Below are 24,108 nucleotides of genomic sequence, written 5' to 3'. Positions count from 1 at the left end.
TCCTCATCGTGTGGGTCGCACTCATCGCTCAACCGCCGGCATGCGCGCCACTGGCCCGGCGCGCGCGCAGCAGTTCATCGATGGTGGCCAACAACTCGCCCTCTTGATAGGGCTTGCCCATATAGCGGTTGACGCCCAGACTCATGGCCCGCTCGCGGTGCTTGTCGCCGGTGCGCGAGGTGATCATGACGATCGCGACCTCGTTGAGGCGCTCTTGATTGCGCATATGGCTCGCTAGCTCGTACCCGTCCATACGGGGCATCTCGATGTCGAGCAGCATCACGTCGGGAATCGTGTCGGCGAGTACCGCCAAAGCATCCACCCCGTCCTTGGCGGTAAGTACCTGCATATCATGCCGCTCGAGCAGACGTTGCGTCACGCGCCGCACCGTAATGGAGTCGTCCACCACCATGATGGTCGGCTTCTCGACCTTCTCGGCCTCCACCGCCACCGGCGCCACACTCGACAGGCCGAGGCGGATCAGCACGCTCAGATCGAGAATCAGCACCACACTGCCGTCGCCGAGGATGGTCGCGCCGGAGATACCGCGCAGCGTACTGAGCTGCGGCCCCACCGACTTGACCACGGTCTCGCGGCTGCCGATCAAACCATCCACCAGCAGCGCCGCGCGGTGTTCGCCCGAACGCACCAGCAGCAGCGGCAGCTTTTGACGCTCCTCCGTGGGCACCGTGCGTTCGAAGCCGATGAGCGTGCCGAGGTGCATGAAGCGGTAAGATTCGCCGAGCCACTCGTAGGCCCGCGCCGGCTCGCTCAGGTAACCTTCCACCTCGTCCCGGTCCACCCGCACGATGGTCTCGATACCGAGCAGCGGAATGGCAAACTGCTCTTCACTCACGTTGACCATCAGCGCTCGGGTGACCGACAGCGTGAGCGGCAGACGCACCATGAAGCGCGTGCCCTGCCCGGGCGTGGAGTGGATCTGCAAGGTGCCGCCGAGCTGTTTGATCTCGCTGTTCACCACGTCCATGCCGACGCCGCGGCCCGCCACCTGGCTGACATCCTGGGCGGTGCTGAAGCCGGACTCCAGCACGAACTGCATGATGTCCTCTTCGGAGAGTTCGGCGCCCTCGACCATCAAGCCACGTTCGATGGCCTTGCGCCGGATCGCGGCCAGGTCGAAGCCGGCACCGTCGTCGGCCAGCTCGAGCACCACCTCGGAACCCTCGCGGTTGAGGTTGATACTGATGCGGCCCGTCTCGGGCTTGCCGCGCGCGCGCCGCTCGGCCGGCGTCTCCAGACCGTGGGCCACGGCATTGCGCAACATATGTTCGATCGGCGCCAGCATGCGGTCGAGCACCGCGCGGTCGAGCTCGCCGGCCCCGCCCGGCAGCTGCAGCTCGGCCTGCTTGCCGAGTTCCGCGCAGGTCTGACGTACGATGCGGCGCAGACGCGGCCCCTGCGTGCCGAACGGCACCATGCGGGTGCGCATCAAACCTTCCTGCAGCTCGGTATTCACCCGCGACTGCTGCAGCAGCAGCGTCTCGGTTTCGCGTGTAAGACCCGCCAAGCTGCCGCGCAAACTGTCCAAGTCGTTCAGCGTCTCCAGCATGCCGCGCGAGAGCTGCTGCATTTCGGTGAAGCGGTCGAACTCCAGCGGATCGAAATCCTGGTAACTGGCCGCCTCTTCGTAACGCGACTGAATCTGCGCCTCGGTCTCGATCTCGAAACGGCGCAGCTGGCCGCGCAGGCGATCGATGGTTTCGTGGAGTTCGGCGAGTGCACCGCGCGAGGCGTTGGCCTGCTGCTCCAAACGCGCGCGGTAGATGCTGACCTCACCCGCGTGGTTCACCAGCTGATCGAGGATGTCGGCGCGGACGCGTACCTGCTCTTGCTGAATGCGCGCACGCTCGCGCCGATCGTCCGGGCCGTCCTCAGTCCGCTCGGCGGCCGCGGCCTCATGACCTACCGCCGGCGAGTCGCCGGGCGCCGGCGCGTTCGCCGTCGACGCCACCGGGCGCCCGCTCTCGGGCACGTCATCCGTCTCCGTCGCCGTCGCCGTTTCGGGCGGCGGAGCGGGTTTGGCCTGCGCGGCGGGTTTGGCCGGCGGCGTCGGTTCGGCACGCTGCGCGGGTTCGGGCGGCGGCGCGGGCTCGGCAGGCGCCGCGGCAAGCTCTTCGAGTTCGGCAGGCGCCGGGTCGGCATCGGCCTCCCCCGGCACCTCGCCGCCCAGCAGCGCCTCGACGCGATGCACCAGGTCGACCGCGGGCATCACCACCTCGCCCTGGCGCACCTGCTCAACCTCCTGCGCCAAGCGATCCAGACAAGCCTGAACAACATCGACTATGGCATCGCTACCGCTCAGACGGCGCTCGACCAATGCCACCAGCAAGGACTCGAGCACGTGGCTGAGATCGCCGGTGGCGCTGATCCCGACCATCCGCGCGCTGCCCTTCAGGGTATGCAGTTCACGCTGCAGCCCTTCGAGCAGCTTGGTATCGCCGAGGGCACCGCGCCAACGGTGCAACAGGCTCTCGGCCCGCTCCAGGATCTCCCCGCCCTCTTCAAGGAAGATATCGACCAGTTCGGGATCGTAATCCGCCCCGCTTTCGCTCGCCGCCGGTGCGGCCGTCGGTGCAGGCGGCGTGAGGCGCGCGGTCGCGCGCGCAACGCGCTCCAGGATCGGATCGCGTTCCGGCAGCGAGGCACCCGGTACGCCGAGCAATGACACCGTGTCGTTGATGAAGTCCGCTGCGTCCTGCAGCAGATCGAGGGCCGCACCGTCGAGCAGAACGTGCTGGGCCTGAGCGAGTTTGGCGTAATCCTCCAGGGCGCCGCTCACCTCGGCGGCCGGCTCGATGCCGGCGGCATGCGAACTGCCGTGCAAGGTATGCAGGGCGCGCACCAATAGTTCGGAGACCGCCGCCTGGCCGGCCGCCCGCGCCTCGGCGAGGAAACTGCGTACGTCATCGAGGTGACCGGCGGACTCCTTGCTGTAGATGTCGAGCAGCACCGGATCGACGATACAGACCGTGCCTTCTGGCCCGGGGCACGGCGGCGGCTCGTCATCGCCCGCGGGTTCGGCGTCGGCCGGCGACAGGGAGAGGGTCGCGTCGGGGGCGAACTGAATCGCCGGCGCCCCGTCGACATCCGCGTCATCCGGGCCGAAGTCGCCGATCTGGAATTCGCCAAAGTCGCCGCCCAGTTCCAGATCGGTTCCGATGTCGCTCAGGTCGTCGAGGTTGAGCTCGGCATATCCCGTGGAATCGGGCGTACCCGCCTCGGATGGCTCGGGCACTGCGGCGTGATCCGCATTCTCTCCAGCGTCGGACGGCGGATTGCTGGTGGGGTCCGAATCGCTCGCTCCCGTCGCGGCGCCCCCCCGCTCGGGGGATTCGCCCCGCGCCACGGCTTCGGCCTGCCGAATCAACGCCTCGGCGCCCGCCGGATGAGGCGCACCGGCACTGAACTCCGCTAGCAGCGCCGGCAGCATGGCGCGCGCCTCGTCGATCAACTCGAACATCACCGGTTGCGGCGTGAGCGTGCCGTCGGTGACGCGATTGAGCATATTCTCGAATGCCCAGGCAAACTCGCCCATCCCCATCGCCCCAACCAGGCGGCCGCTGCCCTTGAGGGTGTGGAACGAGCGGCGCAGGTCGCGCAGAGTACCCACGTCCTGAGGGTTGGCCTGCCACTGCGGCAACAGGCGTCCGATGTTCTCCAGTTCCTCCTCGGCCTCCTCGCAGAACACCTCCGCAATCTCAGGGTCGATGTCGTGCGCCGCGGCCGCCGGCTCTGGCACCGGCTCTGGCACCGGCTCTGGCACTGGCGACGCGGCGGCGGGCGGCGGTGCCGCTGGCGCGAGGTCGAGCGGCTGCGCGGGATCTGCATCATCCGGCTCGTCCGCGGTGGATACATCGAGCCCGACCAGGGACACGCTCTCCACATCGGCCGGCGGGTAGCCCAGCGCCTCCAAACTGCTGCGCGTGACCTCAAGGATGGAGTCGGGATCGGTCCAGCCCTCACCGAGCGCTTCAAGGTAATACTCGATGCTGGCCACGGCGTCTGCCAGGGAATCGAGCTCCGCGCCGGCCGGCGGTTCCGCGCCGCTCAACAGGCGATCCCGAATATACCGACGGCACGCATCGAGCAGCCCCGCGGCGGAGGGTTCGTCCAGCATCAACAGGCTGCCCATCACCTGCCCCAACAGTTCCGGCACCGCCTGAACCGGCGTGGCATCGTCCGGTGCGGAGAGGTAATGAACGATGGCCTCCTTGGCATGAGCCAAGTCGGTCTTCGCCTCATTGATAACGGACACCAGCAGGTCCCGCTGTACGCCGTGCGGGCGGCTCTCGCCGCGGCCGTCCGTCTGATCCAGGGCCTCTTCGACGGCCAGCAGGGCGCCCGCCACTTCCATCAACTCATGGTCGTCCGGTCGTCCATCCCGCTCTACCGCCTGGGCCAACCACCGTGCCTGTTCGCGCACGCGTGCGCACCACCCCTCGTGGCCCAGAACATCCAGGGCATCACCGATCTGGTTCACCTCGGCCGCGAGCTGGGTGAGTTCCTCGAGGGGCCGGTCGCCTCCGCGCACGAACACGTCGAGCGTGTCCTTGACGCGCGCCAGGCTCTCTTTCAGGACGCCGGCGACGGTGCTGAACAGTTGGGCGCTCGCCCCGCTCAAGCTCGCCTGCGCCTGAGCAAGCTCATCGGCCCCCGGCAACTGGAAGGCCTCGCGCACCTCCGCGACCTGCGCGGCGCCGGAATCGGTCTTGGCAAGGCGGAACAGCAGACCGCGCGCCGCAGACTGGAGCGCAGCTTCGTCCAGTCCCGGCTCGCCCGCCTGGGCGAGTTGCTTCATCCACCGCTCCACCTGCCGCAGCAGGGTCAGCGGCAGAGCCGGTTCCGACGACTCTTCAGAGAGCGCCTTGCAGAGCGCCGAGAGTATCCAGAACACCTGTTTCAGGACGGGCCGCTCAACCACCCGATCCATGTGGTCGGCGATGATGGCGAGCTTTTGCAGGTTGCGACGCGTGTTGTTCTTGCGCAGCAGAGCGGCGAGCGCCGCTTGGTAGTGCGGGCGCAGCTGACGCGCCAGCGCCTGAGGCTCCGCCGGCAGGCGGCCGGCCAGTGGAAGCTCGGGGCGGCCGGCGCTCGGCAGTGCGCTGAGGTCCGGCTGAAAGAAGGTTTCCTCGGGCAGCGCGTCGGCGCCGCGCGCGGCCCGCAGATCGTTGACGAGCGGCGCGAGCACGACCCCCGTGTCGGCACGCCCCTGCTGAAGTCCGCCGATGTAGTCCGGGAGGCTCAGCAGAGCGCGCATGAGCGGCTCGGCCGTATCCGCGCCATCCGCCAGCGCGCGCGCCGCCGCCTCCATCTCTTCCAGCAGGGCGCTGGCGCCCGCCAGATCGAGCATGGACACGGCGCCCCACGCTTGGTGCAGCATGTCGGCGCACGACTCGAGCGCAGTGCCATCCTCGCGCTCGACGAAGGCCTCCAGCGCCATGCGCGCCTGGTTGAGCGCATCGTCGATCTGCGGCGTGAGCCAGTTCAGCGTGTGATAGTCCAGCCGGTTCGCCATGTGACCCTCAGGGTCTGCTCATCGTCGTCGGAGCCGCGGCACCCAGTCCAAGCGTGCCCGACTCACATCGTTTCGCACCCGTGTACGCGGCCCGCACTTACCGCACGGGCCGCGCAGAACGCTTTAGGCGGCGGGCAGCTTGAAGCCGGCGACCGAACGGCGCAGCTCGTCGGCCAAGCCGGCGAGGTTACCGATAGCCGCGGAGCTCTCCTTGGCACCCGCCGTGGTCTGGCTGGTGATCTCCTGAATGACGTTCATGGTGTCGGACACCGCCGCGGCCGCGGAGGCCTGCTGGTTGGCCGAGCTGGAGATGTTGGCGATCAGGCTTGCCAGACGTCGGGACACCGCTTCGATCTCCTCCAGCGCGCGACCGGCGTCCTGCGCCAGATTGGCGCCGCTGACCACGCCCGCCGTGCTCTCCTCCATGGAGATGATCGCCTCGTTGGTGTCGGCCTGAATGGTCTTCACCAGGGCCTCGATCTGCTTGGTGGCACCGGTGGAGCGCTCTGCCAGTCGCTGCACCTCGTCCGCCACCACCGCGAAGCCGCGGCCCGCGTCGCCGGCCATGGCGGCCTGAATGGCCGCGTTCAAGGCAAGAATGTTGGTCTGCTCGGCGATGTCGTTGATGAGCTCGACGATGTCTCCGATCTCCTGGGAGCTTTCGCCGAGGCGCTTGATGCGCTTGGAGGTTTCCTGGATCTGCTCGCGAATGGTATCCATGCCGCGACTGGTAGCCTGCACCGCGCCGGCGCCCTTGGTGGCAATCTGCACCGAGCTCTCGGCCTCGCCGGCAAGCTGCGTGGCGTTCTCGGACACCTCTTCGATCGAGCTGGCCATCTGGGTGATGGCCGCGGTCGCCGAGGTAACCCGCTCGGACTGGTGCTCGCTCGCCTCGGCCAGCTCCTGAGCGGTCTTCTGCGTACGCTGCGCGGCGCCGGACACCTGCTGGGTGGTGTCGTTGATCGCCGCGACCAGGTTGCGCAGCGTCTCGATGGCGTAGTTGATGGAGTCGGCGATGGCGCCTGTGATGTCTTCGTTCACGGTGGCCGACACGGTGAGGTCACCGTCGGCAAGGTCCCCCATTTCGTCCAGCAGGCGGAGAATAGCCTCCTGGTTACGGGCATTCTCCTCCTCGGCCAGGCGATTGCGCGCGGCGGTCTCTTCCAGTCGCACCTGCGCGTCGCGGCGCAGCAGCCAGCCGATTCCGACCAGCATCAACAGGCCGATCAGACCAAACAGGACGGCACCGTAATAACCCAAGCCGCGAAGCTCACTCTGCGCATGGAGTGACTCGGCCATGGCGCCCAAATCCACCAGAATCTCGTCGGAGATCGCCAGCGCGCGCTGCGCCGCCGCCACCACTTCGAAAGATTCCGGCGAGCGCTCCATGATGGCCCCCACGCGCTCGCGCACACCGGCGAAGCTATCGGCGACCTGGCGCAGCGTGGTGCGCGTCTGCTCGTCGCTCACGCGCACCAGACCGAGGCGGGGATTGCCGTTCAGCATGCCGTTGACGACCTGCTCGAACAGGGCCGCGTCGCGCGCGAAGCGGTCGGCGGCCGAGACGGCGTCGTCGCCGCCGGCCAGTACGTCACCGACGCGATTCTCGATGCGCTGCAGCAGCATGAGCTGACGACCGGCGAGGTAGATCTGCTCGCGCGGGGCACCGCTTTGTGCAAGCTGTACGACGGTCACGTCGGACTGCGCCAGCAGATGCGGGACGGCGTCGCGTATCGCTTGCACGTGCTCGCGCAGCGCGTCGATCACCTGTTCACGTTCCAACACGGTGTCGATGTTGGTGCGGTACTCGTTCCAACGCCGCTCCAAGGCAACCAGGGCCTCGTTCACCTCGCCATCCTGCTCACGCAGCGCCGGCAGTCCGCTGGCGGGATTGCCGTGGCGCAACAGGTTCATGTTGGCTTCAAACGTGGTTCGCGCACGGCGCAGCGGAGCAAAGCTGACCACCTCGCCGCCGGCCGCATCGGCCGCGTACTTCGCGATGGTCTGCGACAACACGCTCTGCTCACCCAGCAGCTCAATGTATTCGCGATCGTGCTGACTTTTGTATGCCAAGTAGGCGAGGGTGGCGGTCATCAGCGCCACCGCCATAACCAGGGCGCCGATCGCGAGGTAGACGAGGCTTCGCCCTTGCCCGCCCCCGGCCACTTTGGAGGTTACGCTCATGCTTTGCTCCTAACGCTGTTCACGTTGTTCTTGTTGACAGTCGATCCGGGGATCGACCCCCGCCCGTTGTCGACGCTCCATCAGGCTCGGTGTCCCGCTGGCTTGCGCGCTCCACGGCAGCAGCACCTAGAGCGCCACCTCCCGGAACGATTGGCTTGCGGCGAGTCGGTGCAGGCTGAAGACCGGCCAAAGCTCGTCCTCCAGGGCGTAGCTGCCACGCAGCAACCCCTGCAGGCCGATCGCCACCGGTGGAATCGCCGGCGTGTGAGTATCGGCGAAAAAGTGCCGCAGCCCGCTGACCTCGCTCACGATGAGCCCGACCGTCAGCTCCCCCTCCTGGGCAACCAACACGCGCGTGCGGCGTCCGCTTGGACCGGCCGCGACGCCCAGGTAGTCCGAGAGGTCGACCACCGGCAGGAGGTTGCCGCGCACGTTCGCAATACCCTTGACCCACGGCTTGGTCCCCGGCACCCGGGTCAGCGACGGCGGACGCAGAATCTCACGCACCTCGTCGAGCGGGGCCACCAGGCGCGCGTCGCCGATCCGGAAGGCAATCCCGGACCAGGTGGCGCGCGACTGAACCTGCTGCGGCAGACCGGCGGCATGGGCACGACAACGCGCTTCGATCTCGGTCAGGAGGCCGAGTACGGCTTGTGCGCTATGGGCCAATGCCGGCAACGGTTCGATCCTCAGGGCAACAGCGTCTTGATCTTTTGGATCAGATCGGCTTCCGACACCGGTTTGGTGAGGAAGTCCTTGGCACCCTGGCGCAGAGCCCAGACGCGGTCGGTCTCCTGGTTCTTGGTGGTGACGACGATCACCGGAATATGCGCCGTGTCGGCGTTCTTGGTGATCTGGCGCGTCGCCTGAAAGCCGTTCAGCCCCGGCATGACGACGTCCATCAAAATGGCGTCGGGCTTTTCGCTGCTGGCCTTGGCCACCCCCTCGTCCCCGCTGGTGGCGCTCAGCACCTCGAAGCCGTTCTTCTCGAGTATCCCCTTGAGGACATGCAGTTCGGTGGGCGAGTCATCAACGATCAGGATGCGCGTCATACGGCCAATCTCCGCTTATTCGTGCTTATGCTTGAAGTACGTTGGTCTTGTGTTCCGGGAGCGACGACAGCTACACGACTTGGCGAGCGTCCAGCACATAGCGCTTGATCGCCCCCAGAAGTTCCTCTCGGGTGAAGGGTTTGGTCAGATACTGCTCCGAGCCCACTATCCGCCCTTTGGCGCGGTCAAACAGCCCGTCCTTGCTCGACAGCATGATAACGGGCACCCCGTTGAATCGGCGATTGTTCTTGATGAGAGCCGTGGTCTGATAACCGTCGAGACGCGGCATCATAATATCGACGAAGATGATGTCGGGGTGAGTATCGGCGATGCGGGCGAGCGCCTCGAATCCGTCGCTCGCGGTGATGACCTCGCAGCCTACTTTCTTCAGCAGAGTTTCGGCGGTGCGACGGATGGTCTTGCTATCGTCGATGACCATCACCTTGGTGCCCGCGAATTCTTGCACCGCGTCGTCGTCGGTCACGTTAGTACCCGATGGTTGTCGTGTCTCAGGCGTGCGTGACGGCGATCCGTGCCGCGCAGAGCCGACGCGATGTTCCGCGGGGCCTGCCGCTGTCAAGGTCTTCCCTCCCTGTCGTCACATTGCCAGAACGCAAACCGTGCGGCAAGTGAAAAACCCGGTTTGTCGGTCTTGGGGGGGGCGGCGTACCATAAATAGGATTGGATACATGGGAGCCCTGTATGAGCGTCGAGCACCTGCAGGCGGTGCCTCACCTGACGACCGCCACCTCCGGCCCGCTGCAGCAACTGGAGTCACACCTGCTGGACCATCAGGCCCATATCGAGACCTGGTTCCGGCGCCAGTGGCGGGCAACGCCCGCGCCGTTCTATGCCTCGGTGGACCTGCGCAACGCTGGCTTCAAACTGGCTCCGGTGGACACCAACCTGTTCCCGGCGGGCTTCAACAACCTCAATCCGGCCTTCATGCCGCTGTGCGTGCTGGCGGTGCAGTCGGTGGTGGAGCGGATCTGCCCCACGGCGGCGCGCCTGCTCCTCATCCCCGAGAATCACACCCGCAACCAGTTCTACTTCGAGAGCCTGGCCACGCTGCGCGACATCATCCTCAAGGCCGGCTTCGAGGTACGCATCGGCTCCCTGCTGCCGCCCGAACAGGCCCCGGGCGAGCTGGAGCTGCCCTCCGGCCGCCGCCTGAACATCGAGCCGCTGGAGCGCGAGGGCAACCGCCTGCGGGTCGGCGACTACCAGCCCTGCGCCATCATCCTTAACAACGACCTGTCCGGGGGGCGCCCGCCGCTGCTGGAAGGGATCGAGCAACCGATCATGCCGCCGCCGGAGCTCGGCTGGTTCAAACGCCTGAAATCGGAGCACTTCGCCCACTACCGCGCGGCCGCACAGGAACTGGCCCAGCTGATCGACATCGACCCCTGGCTGATCGAACCCCTGTTCCGCAACTGCGGCAAGATCAACTTCACCAAACGCGAGGGCGAGGACTGCCTGGCGCGCAATGTCGATGCCTTGCTCACCGCCATTCGCGCCAAGTACGCCGAATACGACATCCCGCACGAGCCGTTCGTGGTCGCCAAGGCCGACGCGGGCACCTATGGCATGGCGATCATGACCGTGCACAGCGTGGACGACATCCGCGAACTCAACCGAAAACAACGCACGCGCATGGCCGCCACCAAGGAAGGTCAGACGGTACGCAACGTCATCCTGCAGGAGGGGGTGTACACCTTCGAGACCTGGGGCGAGGCGCAGTCGGCCACCGAGCCGGTGGTGTATATGATCGATCACTTCGTGGTGGGCGGCTTCTACCGCGTGCACACCCAGCGCGGCCACAACGAGAACCTCAATGCGCCCGGCATGCACTTCGAGCCGCTGGCCTTCGCGCAACCCTGCAACACACCCGACGCCAGCAAGGCCCCGGACGCGGTGCCCAACCGCTTCTACGCCTACGGCGTGATCGCGCGGCTGGCCCTGCTCGCCGCCGCGCGCGAGATCGCCGAACACGACCGGTCCGAAACGTGAAGCTCGGGGTAATCATGGACCCGATCGGGTCCATCAACATCAAGAAGGACACCACCTTCGCCATGCTGCTGGCCGCCCAGCGACGCGGCTGGGAGGTGTATTACCTGGAGCAGGCCGATCTGTTCCTGCGCGACGGGCGCACCTGTGCGCGGCGGCGGCGGGTCACCGTGTGGGACGACCCGCGGCGCTGGTACGCGCTCGAAGAGGCCGGCGAGGCCCCGCTGGCCGAGCTGGACGCGGTGCTGATGCGCAAGGACCCACCGTTCGACATGGAGTACGTCTACACCACGTACCTGCTGGAGCGCGCCCAGGCCGAGGGCGCGCTGGTGGTCAACGACCCGCAGGCGCTGCGCGATGCCAACGAGAAGCTCTACACCGCCTGGTTCCCGCAATGCACCGCGCCCACGCTGGTCAGCCGGCGCGCGTCCGACATGCGCGCCTTCTTGGCCGAGCACGGCGACATCGTGCTCAAGCCCCTGCACGGCATGGGCGGCGCGTCGGTGTTTCGCGTGCGCGGGGATGACCCGAACATCAGCGTGATCATCGAGACCCTCACCGAGCACGGCACACGCTATGCCATGGCGCAGCGCTTCCTGCCCGAGATCAGCGCCGGCGACAAGCGCATCCTGCTCATCGACGGCGAGCCCGTACCCTATGCCCTGGCGCGCATCCCCGCCGCCGGCGAGACCCGCGGCAACCTGGCCGCCGGCGGGCGCGGCGAGGGGGTCGCACTCAGCGACCGCGACCGTTGGATCTGCGCCCAGGTGGCGCCGGCGCTGCGCGCCAAGGGCCTGCTGTTCGTGGGACTGGACGTGATCGGCGACTACCTCACCGAAATCAACGTCACCAGCCCGACCTGCGCGCGCGAGTTGGACGCCCTGTACGGGCTGGACATCGCCGGCCAGTTCATCGAGTGCCTGGAAGGCCGATGCGCGAGCCGCGCCTGAGGGCTCGGCCGCGGGCGGGGCAGGCGCTCATGGCGCTGCTCCTGGCGCTCGCGCTCGCCGGCTGCACGCGCGACGCGCCGTTGCAGCACGCGCAGTTCTTCGTGCTCGGCACGCTGGTGGAAGTGACGCTGTATGACGTCGATGCAGCCGCCGCGGACCAGGCCTTCGCGGCCCTCAGTACCGAGCTGCAACACCTGCATCGCACCTGGCATGCCTGGGAACCCGGCCCGCTGACCGAGCTCAACGCCGGCCTGGCGCGCGGCGAGCGCGTCGTCGCGGACCCGGATCTGCTGCCCCTGCTGCGCAGCGGCCGCGAATGGGCGCTGCGCAGCGGCGAACTCTTCAATCCCGCAATCGGCGGCTTGGTGGCGTTGTGGGGCTTCCATGCCGAGGAACCGGCCGAGCGGCGCGTCCCGCCGACCGACGCGGCCATCGACGACTGGCTGGCGGAGGCGCCGGGCATGCGCGACTTGATTATCGAAGGCGACAGCGTGCGCAGCACCCATCCGCGCCTGCAGCTCGACTTCGGGGCGTTTGCGAAAGGCGTCGCGGTGGACCGTGCCGTCGCCCGGTTGCAGGCGCTCGGCATCGAGCACGCGATCGTCAACGCGGGCGGCGACCTGCGCGCCATCGGCCGCCCCGGGGATCGCCCCTGGCGCATCGGCATCCGCCACCCGCGCGCCGAGACGGTGCTGGCCGCGATCGAGGTGAGCGGCGACGAGAGCGTATTCACCTCCGGCGACTACGAGCGCACCTTCTCCCACGAGGGGCGTCTCTACCACCATATCCTCGACCCCCGCCGCGGCCGCCCGGCCGAAGGCGTGGCCAGCGTGACGGTGGTCGCCCCGCAGGGCGCACTGGCCGACGCCGCCGCCACCGCTTTGTTCGTGGCCGGTTTCGAGGGCTGGCCGGCGGTGGCACGCGCCCTCGATATCGACCAGGTGATGCTGGTCGACCCCGAAGGCCGTGTCGCCATCACGCCCGCGCTCGCCGCGCGCATACAGTTCGAGTTCGACCCGCCGGCGCTGCAGGTGGTGCCCCTCGATGACACGCGCTGACTTCCTCGCCCTGCTGGGGGGCGCGGCGCTGCTCCCCGTGCTCTATTGGCGCCACTGGGGCACCGAACAGGGTCCCCCGGTCGCCGCACGCCTGCTCGACCCGGGCGGCGACCGCCTGGTGCGCCTGGACCGCAACGGCGAATACCGCGTACAGGGCAGCCGCGGCGTGAGCGTGATCGAAGTCCGCGAGGGGCGCGTCCGCTTCGCCGACTCGGCATGCCGCAACCGCCACTGCATCCATCGCGGCTGGCTCGGTGCGGCCGGCGAGACCGCCGCCTGCGTGCCCAATCGCGTCGCGCTGCAGATCCTGGGGCGCCCCCGCGGCTACGACGTGATCAACTATTGAATACGCCCGCCGAGCCCATGCGCTCCCTGCGCAGCGAGCCGTACGATCACCGCATCGCCTGGCTGGCGGCGCTGGCGCTCGCCATTCATGTGGCGGAAAGCGCCCTGCCGAGCCCGCTGCCGGGCGTCAAGCCCGGGCTGGCCAACGTCATCACCGTTGCGGTGCTTTGCCTCTACGGCTGGCGCGCCGCCGCGTGGGTGAGCGTGCTGCGCGTGCTGGCCGGCGGCTTGGTGCTCGGCACCTTTCTCAGCCCGACGTTCCTGCTGAGCGCCGCGGGCGCCGCGGCCAGCCTGGCGGTGCTGTGGCTGGCGCAGTTCGCCCCCGGCCGCGGCTTCGGCCCGCTGGGCTATAGCGTGTTGGCGGCCCTCGGCCACATGGCGGGTCAGTTCTACCTGGCCTACTGGGTGTTCATCCCGCACCCCGCGCTACACGCCCTGTTGCCCATATTGATGACGGCTGCCTTCGTGCTGGGTGTGGCCAACGGTATAATCGCCGCAGCCATGCTGCGCCGCCTGGCGCGCGCGTGACCACACCCGGCCTACAGTTGTAGGAGAGTCCTTTGGCGCGAGCATTGCCAAGCATACCCGCCGCCCGGTCCGCCAACCGCGGGGCCGAACCCCGCCCGGCCACGCGCTAGATGGGGACGTTGACTATGGCCTCCGTACGCGAGCCTCGCATACCGCAGGGAGAACGTCTCGCCGTCACCGTGCTGTTGGCGGTGTCGGTGCATGCGCTGTTGATCCTCGGCTTGACCTTCGAGTGGCCCGAGCCCAAGCAGCCTGAGGTCACCACCATGGAGGTGACGCTGGTGCCTCAGCAGGATGCCCCCCCGCCCGAGGAAGCCCACTACCTCGCGCAGGCCAACCAGGAGGGCGCCGGCAATCCCGAGGCGTCGCGCGAACGGCCCCAGGAGGCCGCCGCGCCCCCGCCGCCGAGCGCGACCGAGGCGGCAGCGGAACCGGAATCGAGCCCCGCCGAGGAGCAGGCAGCCCCCGAGACGCTCACGGCCCCGGTCCCCGAGGCGCCCGCCCCCGAAGCGGCCGAGCAGAACCCCGCCAGCGCCCCCGAGCAGGCGCCCCTGCCGCCGGCACGCGAACTACTCGACCGCAGCCGCGAGATCGCCAAGCTGTCGGCCGAGGTCCTCGAGCGCCAGGATGCCTACGATCAGCGTCTACGCCGCGCCTATGTGTCGGCCAGCACGCGCGAGTATCTCTACGCCAGCTACGAGGAGGCTTGGCGCAGCAAGGTCGAGCGCCTGGGCAATCAGTACTATCCCGCCGAGGCGCGCCGCCGCAACCTCTCCGGTCGGCTGATCATGGAGGTGGGCATCAACCCCGACGGCAGCCTCTACGGCATCGAGATCGTGGAGTCGTCGGGGCATGCGGTGCTGGACGATGCCGCGGTGCAAATCGTGCGCCGCGGCGCCCCCTACGCGCCCTTCTCACCCGAGATGCGCGAGAAGATCGACGTATTGCACATCATCCGCATCTGGGAGTTTCGGGCCGACGAGCGCATGAGTACGCGCCGCTGAGTGCCCGTCACACGCGAGGCAGCGGGGGTTCGACAAGGCCGACCCGCCTTGCCAGAGGGGGTGCGCTCTCCGATACTAGCTGCATGGACGCCGTGAACCTGACCGATCATTTCCTCATCGCCATGCCTGGCTTGGCGGACCCCAATTTCTTCCACAGCGTCACCTACATCTGCGAGCACAATTCGGAAGGCGCCCTGGGCATCGTGATCAACCGCCCGCTGGACCTGCACCTGGACGAGATCCTGGCCCAGATGGGCATTAGCGAGTTCGCGCCGCAGGCCGGCGCGCTGCCGGTCTTTCTGGGCGGGCCCGTGCAACCCGAGCGCGGCTTCGTGCTGCACCGCCCCGGCGGCGAGTGGGAAGGCTCGCTGGAGGTCACCCCCGAGGTCACGCTGACCACCTCGCGCGACATCATCGAGGCGGTGGCGCAGGGCGAAGGGCCGACCCAGCTCCTGGTGGCGCTGGGTTACGCCGGCTGGGGCGCCGGTCAGCTCGAGCGGGAGTTGGCCGACAACAGCTGGCTCAGCGGCCCCTCGGACTGGCACGTCATCTTCGACACCCCCGCCGAACAACGCTGGAGCGTGGCGGCCGCCCACCTCGGCGTGGACGTCAGCCGCCTGTCGCACCAAGCCGGCCACGCATGAGCCTCGCATGACCGCGGAGCGGCCGCCGCGCGGCCCGCGCACCCTGCTGGGCTTCGATTTCGGCACGCGCTACATCGGCGTGGCGGTGGGTCAGGAACTCACCGGCACCGCCCAAGCCCTCACTGCCCTACCCACCCGCGACGGCGGGCCCGACTGGGACGCCATCACCCGCCTGGTCGAGGAGTGGCAGCCGCAGGCGTTCGTGGTCGGCCTCCCCCTCAACATGGACGACACCGAGCAACCGCTCACCCAGGCTGCGCGGCGCTTTGGGAACCGTCTGCAAGGGCGGTATAATTGCCCGGTTTATCTCGTGGATGAGCGCCTTACCAGCGTGGAGGCACGCCAGCGCCTGGCCGAGCAGCGGCGCGGGCGCCGGACCAAACAGAACGTGGATCGGCTGGCGGCGGAACTCATCCTCCGCACCTGGCTGGAACAACAAGGCGCTTGAACGGTGCATTTCGCTGCCAAGCAAAATCGAAACGCGCGGCTCGGGAGGCGGGCATGAATCCGGCATTGCCGGCGGTTGATACGCTGGTCGACGCCATGGCGCGCGACCTGAAGGCGCTGTTCGCCAGCCGCCAGGTGACCGAGCCCGCCATGATCGGGATCCACACCGGCGGCGTGTGGGTCGCCGAGCGCCTGCACGCGCGGCTCGGCCTCGAGGAGCCACTCGGCGAACTCGACATCACCTTCTATCGCGACGACTTCACCCGCATCGGCATGCACCCGCAGGTGAAGCCGTCCAAACTGCCCCTCCAGGTCGACGACCGCCACATCGTGCTGGTCGACGACGTGCTGCACACGGGGCGCACCATTCGCGCGGCGCTGAACGAGATCTTCGACTACGGCCGCCCGGCGGCGGTGTTCCTCGCGGTGCTGGTGGAACGCAGCGGCCGCGAGCTGCCCATCGAGGCGGCGGTAGCGGGGGCACACATCGACCTCGCCCCCGACCAGCACGTCAAACTGGTGGGCCCGGACGAGCTGCGTCTGATCGTGCAGGACGCCTCATGAGCCTCTCGCACCGCGACAGCGTGCAGTTGGACGAACACGGCCGCCTGCGCCACTTCCTGACCATCGAAGGGCTCAAGCGCGACGCCCTGGTGGAGATCCTCGATGCCGCCGAGTCCTTCGCGACGGTGGGCGCGCAGACGGTGAAGAAGGTGCCGCTGCTGCGCGGCAAGACCATCGTGAACCTGTTCTTCGAGGCCAGCACGCGCACCCGCACCACCTTCGAGCTGGCCGCCAAGCGCCTCTCCGCCGACGTGCTCAACATCAACGTCAGCACCTCGGCGACCTCCAAGGGCGAGAGCCTGCTCGACATGCTGCACAACCTGGAAGCCATGCACTGCGACATGTTCGTGGTGCGCCACAATCAGAGCGGCGCGGCGCACTTCATCGCGCGCCATGTGGCCCCGCACATCAGCGTCATCAACGCCGGTGACGGGCGCCACGCGCACCCCACGCAGGCGATGCTGGACATGTTCACCATCCGGCGCCACAAGGGCGACTTCGGCGCGCTGCGGGTGGCCATCGTCGGCGACATCATGCACTCGCGGGTGGCGCGCTCGCAGATCCACGCGCTCACCACGCTGGGCGTGCCCGAGGTGCGCGTGGTCGCCCCGCGTACCCTCATCCCCGCCCAGGTCGAGGGCCTGGGCGTACACGTCTACCACGACCTGCGCGAGGGGCTGCGCGACGTCGACGTCATCATCATGCTGCGCCTGCAGCGCGAGCGCATGCAGGGCGCGTTGCTGCCGAGCGAGCACGAATACTTCGAAGTCTACGGCCTCACCCCGGAGACCCTGGCGCACGCCAAGGCGGACGCGATCGTGATGCACCCCGGCCCGATCAATCGCGGGGTGGAGATCGCCTCGTCGGTGGCGGACGGGCCGCAGTCGGTCATCCTGGAGCAGGTCACCAACGGCATCGCGGTGCGCATGGCGGTCATGTCGCTGGTGCTCGGGCGTCCGCCGGAGGCCGAGGAGCCGCGGACGGGAGGTGGTCATGGCTGAGGCGTACAGCATCGTCGGCGGGCGCCTCATCGATCCCGAGCAGGGGCTGGATGGCAACTTCGACCTGCACATCGCCGACGGGCGCGTGCTCGCGGTGGGGGCGCCGCCGCAGGGCTTCGAGGCCGCGCGCATTGACGCGCAGGGCTGCGTGATCTGCCCGGGCCTGATCGATCTGCATGCGCGGCTGCGCGAGCCGGGCCAGGAGCACAAGGGCACCATCGCCAGCGAAACCGCGGCCGCCGCCGCGGGCGGGGTCACCACGCTGTGCTGCCCGCCCGACACCGACCCGGTGATCGACACCCCGGCGGTGATCCGCCTGATCCGCCAACGCGCCGAGGAGGCCGGCCACGCGCGCGTGCTGCCGCTGGGCGCCCTGACCCTCGGCCTGGCCGGCGAGCGCTTGGCCGAAATGAACGAGCTGCGCGAGGCGGGCTGCATCGGCTACAGCAACGCCGCGCACCCGATCACCAACACCCTGGTGATGCGCCGCGCGATGGAGTACGCCGCCAGCTGCGGGCTGCCGGTGTTCCTCGCGGCGGAAGATGCGTTCCTCTCGCCCAAGGGCTATGCGCATGAGGGCGCGGTCAGCACCCGCCTCGGCCTGCCCGGCCTGCCCGAGAGCGCCGAGACGATCATCGTCGCGCGCGACCTGCTGCTGATCGAGCAGACCGGGGTGCGCGCGCATTTTTGCAAGCTCTCCACGGCGCGCGCGGTGCAGATGGTGGGCGAGGCCCAGCGCCGGGGGCTCCCCGTCACGGCGCAGGTGACGGCGCACCACCTGCACCTGAGCGAAATGGACCTCGGCTACTTCAACAGCGACTGCCACGTCCAACCGCCGCTGCGGACCCAGCGTGACATGGAAGGGCTGCGCGCCGGCCTCGCCTCCGGGGTGATCAGCGCGGTGTGCTCGGACCACCAGCCCCACGATCCCGACGCCAAGCTGGCCCCCTTCAGCGAGAGCGAGCCCGGCATCTCGGCGCTGGAGACACTGCTGCCGCTCGCCCTGCGCCTGGGCGAACAGCGCGTGATGAGCCTGCCCGACGTGGTGGCGCGCCTGACGCGCGACCCGGCCCGGATCCTCGGCATCGACGCCGGCCACCTGCGCCCGGGCGCGGCCGCCGACGTATGCGTCTTCGATCCCGAGCGCTACTGGACGCTCGCGGCCGAGGGCATGCACAGCCGCGGGCGCAATACCCCGTTCCTGGGCTGGGAGTTCAAGGGACGCGTGACCCACACCTTCCTCGCCGGGCGCCTGGTGTACCAGGCGCGCGACTGAACGCTTCGGCCGGACCCCTTTCAGCGAGCACGAATCCATGCCATCCGCCGCCTCCTCCAAGCCGCACCGCGATACCCTGCTGGTCGAAGACGCCGAGGTCCTCAGCCAGCAGGGCTACCCCGGCGACCAGTACGTGCTGCGCGTGCAGGCGCCGCGCATCGCCGCACGGGCCCAGCCCGGCAGTTTCGCCCACATCACCTGCGATCCGCTGCTGCCCATGCGCCGTCCCTTGTCCATCATGCGGGTCAGCCCCGAGGCCGGTTGGGTGGACTTCCTCTACAAGGCACTGGGCACCGGCACCAACCTGCTCGCCCGGCGCGTACCCGGCGAACGCATCAGCCTGATCGGCCCCATCGGCGTGCCGTTCCAGCCGGAACCCGGCCGTCCACGCGCCCTGCTGCTGGGCGGCGGCGTGGGCATTCCGCCCATGATCTTTCTCGCCGAACACCTGCGCGCGCTGGGCGGCCATCGACCGCTGGTGCTGATGGGTTCGGAGGTACCGTTCCCCTTCACCGCACGGCCGTCCCAGATCATGCTTCCAGGCATGCCCGAAGGTGTAATCGCGGCCATGCCGCTCATGGAGGACTGGAAGATTCCAAGCCGCCTGGCAACCAAGCAAGGCTACCCCGGCTGCTTCGACGGTTACGTGCCGGAGCTCGCGCGGCAGTGGCTGAACGCGCTGGACGCGCCGGCGCGCGCGGAGGTCGCGATCTACGCCTGCGGCCCGCACCCGATGCTGGAAGCAACCGCGCGCCTGGGCGCGGAGTTCGACGTGCCCTGTCAGGTCTCGCTGGAGGAGTTCATGGCCTGCGCCGTGGGCGGCTGCGCGGGCTGCGTGGTCGAGGTGCAGACCGCGACCGGGGCGGCTATGAAGCGCGTGTGCGTGGACGGGCCGGTGTTCGCCGCGCGCAGCGTGTTTCCGCACGCCTACGCCTGACCGCACCGCTCACGGGGCGCGGCCCGTCGGCGCAGACGCGGCTAGTCGTCGGTCAAGGTGGCGTTCTTGAGCGCTTCGCCCATCTCCACCGCGTCGCCGTGCGTGGTGCCCAGTTTGACCATCAGGCGCAGCGAGTTGGCCGAGTCGGCGTGGGTGATGGCGTCCTCGTAACTGATCTTGCCGTCCATATACAGCGTGTAAAGGGCTTGGTCGAAGGTCTGCATCCCCTGCTCGCCGGACTTGGCCATCACCTCCTTGATCTCGTGCACCTCGGCGCGGCGGATCAGATCACTGACCAACGGCGTGTTGATCAGCACCTCCACGGCCGGTACGCGCCCCGACCCGTCGGGCGTGGGGATCAACTGCTGCGCCACCACCGCCTTGAGGTTCAGCGACAAGTCGTTGAGCAACTGCGAGCGCCGGTCCTCCGGAAAGAAGTTGATGATGCGGTCCAGCGCCTGATTGGCGTTGTTGGCGTGTAGGGTGGCGAGACACAGATGGCCGGTCTCGGCGAAGGCGATGGCGTAGTCCATGGTCTCGCGGGTGCGAATCTCGCCGATCACGATCACGTCCGGCGCCTGCCGCAGGGTGTTCTTGAGCGCGGCCTCGAACGACATGGTGTCGAGCCCCACCTCGCGCTGGGTGATGATGCACCCCCCGTGCTGATGCAGGAACTCGATCGGATCCTCAATGGTGATGATGTGCCCGCTGGCGTTCTTGTTGCGGTAGCCGATCATGGCCGCGAGCGAACTCGATTTACCCGTCCCCGTGCCGCCCACGAAGATCACCAGGCCGCGCAGGGTCATGGCCAGTTCGCTGATAACCGGCGGTAGACGTAGTGATTCGATGGTCGGGATCTGGGTCTCGATCTTGCGCAGCACCATGCCGGGCATGTTGCGCTGCACGAAGGCGCTGACGCGAAAACGCCCCACACCGGACGCGGAGATTGCAAAGTTACACTCGCGCGTCGCCTCGAACTCCGCCTTTTGATCGTCGTTCATCAACCCGACCACGATCTCGCGCGCCTGGCGCGCAGTGAGGGTATTCTGTGACACCGGCACCACGCGCCCGTTGACCTTCATGCTGGGCGGCATGCCGGCGGTGATGAACAGGTCCGATCCGTTCTTGTGGACCATGAGTTTCAACAGCGCGGTGAAGTCCATCGGCTCGTCCTCAGCGGAAGCTTTCTTTGTTAACCGCGCGGGCGCGTGCGTCCTGCTTGCTGATCAGCCCCTTCTGCACCAAGCCGAGCAGGCACTGGTCGAGGGTCTGCATGCCGACGGACTGACCCGTCTGGATCGCCGAGTACATCTGCGCCACCTTGTCTTCGCGGATCAGGTTGCGGATGGCGGGGGTGGAAATCATGATCTCGTGCGCCGCGATACGCCCGCCGCCCACTTTCTTGAGCAGCGTCTGCGAGATCACCGCGCGCAGCGACTCCGACAGCATGGAGCGCACCATGGTCTTCTCCGCGGCGGGGAACACGTCGATGATGCGGTCGATGGTCTTGGCGGCTGAACTGGTGTGCAGGGTGCCGAACACCAAATGGCCCGTCTCGGCCGCCGACAGGGCGAGGCGGATGGTCTCGAGGTCGCGCATCTCACCCACCAGGATGACGTCGGGGTCCTCGCGCAGCGCCGAGCGCAGCGCCTCGTTGAAGCCGAGCGTATCGCGATGCACCTCGCGCTGATTGACCAGGCAGCGCTTGCTCTCGTGCACGAACTCGATCGGGTCCTCCACGGTGAGGATGTGGCCGTACTCGGTGTTGTTCTTGTAGTCCACCATCGCCGCCAGCGTGGTCGACTTTCCCGAGCCGGTCGGGCCGGTCACCAGCACGATGCCCCGCGGCTGATCGGCGATCTCCTTGAACACCTCGGGGGCATTCAGCTGCTCCAGCGAGAGGATTTTCGAGGGAATGGTACGAAACACCGCCCCGGCGCCACGATTATGGTTGAAGGCGTTGACGCGAAAGCGGGCCAGCCCCTGGATTTCGAACGAGAAATCGGTCTCCAGGAACTCCTCGTAGTCCTTGCGTTGCTTATCATTCATAATGTCGTACACCAACGAATGCACCGCTTTATGATCCAGCGGTGGGACGTTGATGCGGCGAATATCGCCGTCGACGCGAATGATGGGCGGCAGGCCCGCGGAAAGGTGCATGTCGGAGGCGCCGTTCTTGACGGCGAAGGCCAACAGCTCGGTGATATCCATCAAAGGTCCTCTTATTGTTCGACGCCCGCCACAGCGAGCCGCAAAACGAACCCCTGTCGCTTTGCATCCGCCTCCGCGCCACGGGGAGCGGGAGACGGCGGAACCTCCGTGTACCGTGCGACGCGCCAGGCGCGGCGCATCGACCATGATTCGTCACCCGGCGGCGCACCGGGCCGTTAGAAAGTATTACGTTCGCCCATGACTGGCAACACGAGCGACCTCTCCGCCCGTCTCGCGCGGGTACACCAGCGTATGCGCGCCGCCGAAGCGGCGGCGGGGCGTCCCCCGGGCGACACGCACCTGCTCGCGGTCAGCAAGTACCAGCCGGCGGCGGCGATCCGCGCCCTGGCCGCGCGAGGACAGCGTGACTTCGGTGAGAGCTATGCGCAAGAGGCGCTCGAGAAAATGGGCGCGCTTCGTGACCTCGATCTCACCTGGCACTACATCGGCCCGTTGCAGAGCAACAAGACCCGCGCGGTAGCCGAGCACTTCCACTGGGCGCACAGCCTGGACAGCCTCAAGCTCGCAGAGCGGCTGAACGCTCAGCGGCCGGCGGCCTTACCGCCGCTGGAGGTATGCCTGCAGGTCAACCTGAGCGGCGAAGCCCAGAAGCGCGGCGTCGCCCCATCCGAACTGCCCGCGCTCGCCCACGCCGTGGCGGCGCTGCCGCGCTTGCGGCTGCGCGGCCTGATGACGCTCCCGCGACGCAGCGAGGGCGGCGAGGCGCAGCGGGCGCCCTTCCGGGCGCTGCGCGAGGCGCGCGAGCGCCTGCGGGCCGAAGGCCTCGCGCTCGACGTGCTATCCATGGGGATGTCGGAGGACCTCGAGGCGGCCATCATGGAAGGGAGCGACTGGATACGAATCGGCACCGCGCTGTTCGGGGAGCGCCCCGACCCGCGCCGCGCCCCGGACTCGAAAAGGAAACCCACATGACGGACGCACCCACCACCATCGGATTCATCGGCGCCGGCAACATGGCCGGCAGCCTCATCGGCGGACTGATCGCCGACGGCGTGGCGCCGCAGACGCTGTGGGCGGCCGACCCCAACGCGGAGCGCCTGACAGCGCTGGGGGTTGCCGACGGCCTGCAACTGACCACCGACAACCGTGCCGTGGCCGAGGCGGCGGACGTCCTCGTGCTCGCCGTCAAGCCGCAGGTCGTCCGCGCCGTGCTGGAGGGCCTGCGCGCGCCGCTCGCCGCGCGCCGACCGCTGGTGATCTCGGTGGCGGCGGGCGTGCGCCTGGAGGCTTTGCGTCGCTGGGCCGGTTGCGATCTGCCTCTGGTGCGGGCCATGCCCAACACCCCGGCGCTGGTGCAAAGCGGCGCCACGGCGCTGGTGGCGGGGCCGCACGTGGATCGCGCGCTGCGCAATCGGGCCGAGTCGGTCATGCGCGCGGTCGGCATGGTGCTGTGGCTCGACGACGAGGCCCAGATGGACGCCGTCACGGCACTGTCCGGCAGCGGCCCGGCCTATTTCTTTCTGCTCATGGAGGCGATACAGCGCGCCGGCGAACGGCTGGGGCTGCCCGCCGAGACGGCGCGACTGCTGACCCTGGAGACGGCCTTCGGCGCGGCCAAAATGGCGCTCGAGAGCGATGTAGATGCCGCCACGCTGCGCGCGCGCGTCACCTCACCCGGCGGCACCACGGAGCGCGCCGTAGGCGTGCTGATCGAACAAAACTTCGAAGAAATCATGTATCAGGCGCTGAGCGCGGCGGCGGCCCGATCGCGCGAACTCGCCGACATCCTGGGGGGAGAATGATGCCCGGCAACTACCTGCTCAATCCGCTCGAGTTCCTGCTCAGCACCCTGTTCAGCATCTATATCCTCGCCGTGATGCTGCGTTTCCTGCTCCAATGGGCCCGCGCCGACTTCTACAATCCCATTTCGCAGTTCCTGGTGAAGGTCACCAATCCGCCCCTGATTCCGCTGCGGCGCCTCATTCCCGGCATCGGCGGCATCGACTGGGCGGCGGTGCTGCTCATGCTGGTGCTGCAGATGGCCTCCATCGCGCTGATCATCGCCCTGCGCGGCGGCACCTTGGCGGTGGGCCCGCTTGCCCTGTTCTCCCTGGCCGAACTGGTCAACCTGCTGTTCAACGTGTTTATCTTCGCCATCCTGATCCAGGTGGTGATCAGCTGGATCAACCCCGGCGCCTACAACCCACTCATCAGCCTGCTGTACAGCCTCAACGAACCGCTGCTGCGCCCCGCCCGGCGCGTGATCCCACCCATAGGCGGACTCGACCTGTCCCCCCTCGCGGTCATCATCGCGCTGCAGGTGCTCAAGATGCTCGTGGTACCGCCGCTAAGGCACCTGGCAGGAGGCGCCTGACAAGGCGGCCATGCCTGGGGTACATTAAT

22 protein-coding genes are annotated in these 24,108 nt (G+C 68.1%); 15 read left to right on the top strand and 7 right to left on the bottom strand.

The genetic code is table 11. The annotated features are described in order from the left end of the window. Positions 1-28: 28 nt before the first annotated feature. From HUS23_10780 to HUS23_10760, 5 genes are all read right to left on the bottom strand, one after another. A complete protein-coding gene (locus tag HUS23_10780) occupies positions 29-5,536 on the bottom strand; it encodes an Hpt domain-containing protein (GenBank protein QKT04258.1) in 5,508 nt (1,835 codons plus the stop codon). 123 nt (positions 5,537-5,659) lie between these two features. Next, on the bottom strand, positions 5,660-7,720 hold the full coding sequence (locus HUS23_10775; GenBank protein ID QKT04257.1) for a type IV pili methyl-accepting chemotaxis transducer N-terminal domain-containing protein: 2,061 nt from the start codon (positions 7,718-7,720) through the stop codon (positions 5,660-5,662). Between the two features lie 126 nt (positions 7,721-7,846). Further along, positions 7,847-8,356: a chemotaxis protein CheW gene (locus HUS23_10770; GenBank protein QKT05049.1), complete on the bottom strand. Its 510-nt coding sequence runs from the start codon at positions 8,354-8,356 to the stop codon at positions 7,847-7,849. 53 nt (positions 8,357-8,409) lie between these two features. Then, entirely contained in the window at positions 8,410-8,772 is a 363-nt protein-coding gene (locus HUS23_10765; protein QKT04256.1) for a response regulator, read from the bottom strand. A 70-nt stretch (positions 8,773-8,842) separates the two neighbouring features. After that, a complete protein-coding gene (locus tag HUS23_10760) occupies positions 8,843-9,211 on the bottom strand; it encodes a response regulator (protein ID QKT05048.1) in 369 nt (122 codons plus the stop codon). A 263-nt stretch (positions 9,212-9,474) separates the two neighbouring features. Between HUS23_10760 and gshA the strand changes: the two genes are divergently transcribed. The 12 genes from gshA to HUS23_10700 all read left to right on the top strand — a co-directional run bounded on the left by gshA (position 9,475) and on the right by HUS23_10700 (position 19,533). Further along, positions 9,475-10,782, top strand: a complete 1,308-nt coding sequence (gene gshA / locus HUS23_10755; protein QKT04255.1) for a glutamate--cysteine ligase — start codon at positions 9,475-9,477, stop codon at positions 10,780-10,782. Between the two features lie 14 nt (positions 10,783-10,796). Beyond that, a complete protein-coding gene (gshB, locus tag HUS23_10750; protein ID QKT04254.1) occupies positions 10,797-11,729 on the top strand; it encodes a glutathione synthase in 933 nt (310 codons plus the stop codon). A gap of 29 nt (positions 11,730-11,758) precedes the next feature. Further along, a complete protein-coding gene (locus tag HUS23_10745; GenBank protein ID QKT04253.1) occupies positions 11,759-12,787 on the top strand; it encodes an FAD:protein FMN transferase in 1,029 nt (342 codons plus the stop codon). Continuing rightward, positions 12,774-13,133 carry a NusG domain II-containing protein gene (locus HUS23_10740; GenBank protein ID QKT04252.1) on the top strand — a complete coding sequence of 120 codons (360 nt, stop codon included), beginning with the start codon at positions 12,774-12,776 and terminating at the stop codon, positions 13,131-13,133. The genes HUS23_10745 and HUS23_10740 overlap by 14 nt, the downstream gene beginning before the upstream one ends. Positions 13,134-13,150: 17 nt before the next feature. Beyond that, positions 13,151-13,660: a Gx transporter family protein gene (locus HUS23_10735; GenBank protein QKT04251.1), complete on the top strand. Its 510-nt coding sequence runs from the start codon at positions 13,151-13,153 to the stop codon at positions 13,658-13,660. Between the two features lie 125 nt (positions 13,661-13,785). Next, positions 13,786-14,664, top strand: a complete 879-nt coding sequence (locus HUS23_10730) for an energy transducer TonB (GenBank protein ID QKT04250.1) — start codon at positions 13,786-13,788, stop codon at positions 14,662-14,664. 83 nt (positions 14,665-14,747) lie between these two features. Beyond that, entirely contained in the window at positions 14,748-15,308 is a 561-nt protein-coding gene (locus HUS23_10725) for a YqgE/AlgH family protein (GenBank protein QKT04249.1), read from the top strand. 7 nt (positions 15,309-15,315) lie between these two features. Beyond that, positions 15,316-15,756 carry a Holliday junction resolvase RuvX gene (ruvX, locus tag HUS23_10720; protein ID QKT04248.1) on the top strand — a complete coding sequence of 147 codons (441 nt, stop codon included), beginning with the start codon at positions 15,316-15,318 and terminating at the stop codon, positions 15,754-15,756. 53 nt (positions 15,757-15,809) lie between these two features. Continuing rightward, a complete protein-coding gene (gene pyrR, locus HUS23_10715) occupies positions 15,810-16,319 on the top strand; it encodes a bifunctional pyr operon transcriptional regulator/uracil phosphoribosyltransferase PyrR (protein ID QKT04247.1) in 510 nt (169 codons plus the stop codon). Beyond that, positions 16,316-17,320, top strand: coding sequence for an aspartate carbamoyltransferase catalytic subunit (locus tag HUS23_10710; protein QKT04246.1), 1,005 nt, complete (start codon positions 16,316-16,318; stop codon positions 17,318-17,320). The genes pyrR and HUS23_10710 overlap by 4 nt, the downstream gene beginning before the upstream one ends. Further along, a complete protein-coding gene (locus HUS23_10705; GenBank protein QKT04245.1) occupies positions 17,313-18,596 on the top strand; it encodes a dihydroorotase in 1,284 nt (427 codons plus the stop codon). Before HUS23_10710 ends, HUS23_10705 begins: the two co-directional genes overlap by 8 nt. Before the next feature lie 37 nt (positions 18,597-18,633). Further along, positions 18,634-19,533 (top strand): dihydroorotate dehydrogenase electron transfer subunit, encoded by a 900-nt coding sequence (locus tag HUS23_10700; GenBank protein ID QKT04244.1) that lies wholly within the window; start codon positions 18,634-18,636, stop codon positions 19,531-19,533. A gap of 41 nt (positions 19,534-19,574) precedes the next feature. On the opposite strand, the gene HUS23_10695 is transcribed toward HUS23_10700, so the two are convergent. Then, a complete protein-coding gene (locus tag HUS23_10695; protein ID QKT04243.1) occupies positions 19,575-20,696 on the bottom strand; it encodes a PilT/PilU family type 4a pilus ATPase in 1,122 nt (373 codons plus the stop codon). A 10-nt stretch (positions 20,697-20,706) separates the two neighbouring features. Further along, the gene (locus HUS23_10690) at positions 20,707-21,744 is read right to left on the bottom strand and encodes a type IV pilus twitching motility protein PilT (GenBank protein QKT04242.1); all 1,038 of its coding nucleotides are present in this window, start codon (positions 21,742-21,744) and stop codon (positions 20,707-20,709) included. 198 nt (positions 21,745-21,942) lie between these two features. Between HUS23_10690 and HUS23_10685 the strand changes: the two genes are divergently transcribed. The 3 genes from HUS23_10685 to HUS23_10675 are packed head-to-tail and all read left to right on the top strand — an operon-like array spanning position 21,943 to position 24,079. Then, positions 21,943-22,677, top strand: coding sequence for a YggS family pyridoxal phosphate-dependent enzyme (locus HUS23_10685; protein QKT04241.1), 735 nt, complete (start codon positions 21,943-21,945; stop codon positions 22,675-22,677). Then, entirely contained in the window at positions 22,674-23,507 is an 834-nt protein-coding gene (locus HUS23_10680; protein ID QKT04240.1) for a pyrroline-5-carboxylate reductase, read from the top strand. Before HUS23_10685 ends, HUS23_10680 begins: the two co-directional genes overlap by 4 nt. Further along, entirely contained in the window at positions 23,507-24,079 is a 573-nt protein-coding gene (locus HUS23_10675; protein QKT05047.1) for a YggT family protein, read from the top strand. Before HUS23_10680 ends, HUS23_10675 begins: the two co-directional genes overlap by 1 nt. Positions 24,080-24,108: the final 29 nt, after the last annotated feature.

The organism is Ectothiorhodospiraceae bacterium 2226, assembly GCA_013348725.1.
Classification (GTDB): Bacteria; Pseudomonadota; Gammaproteobacteria.
Note: the sequence above shows the minus strand (reverse complement) of the source record. Positions and strands in the feature narration are given on the sequence as shown.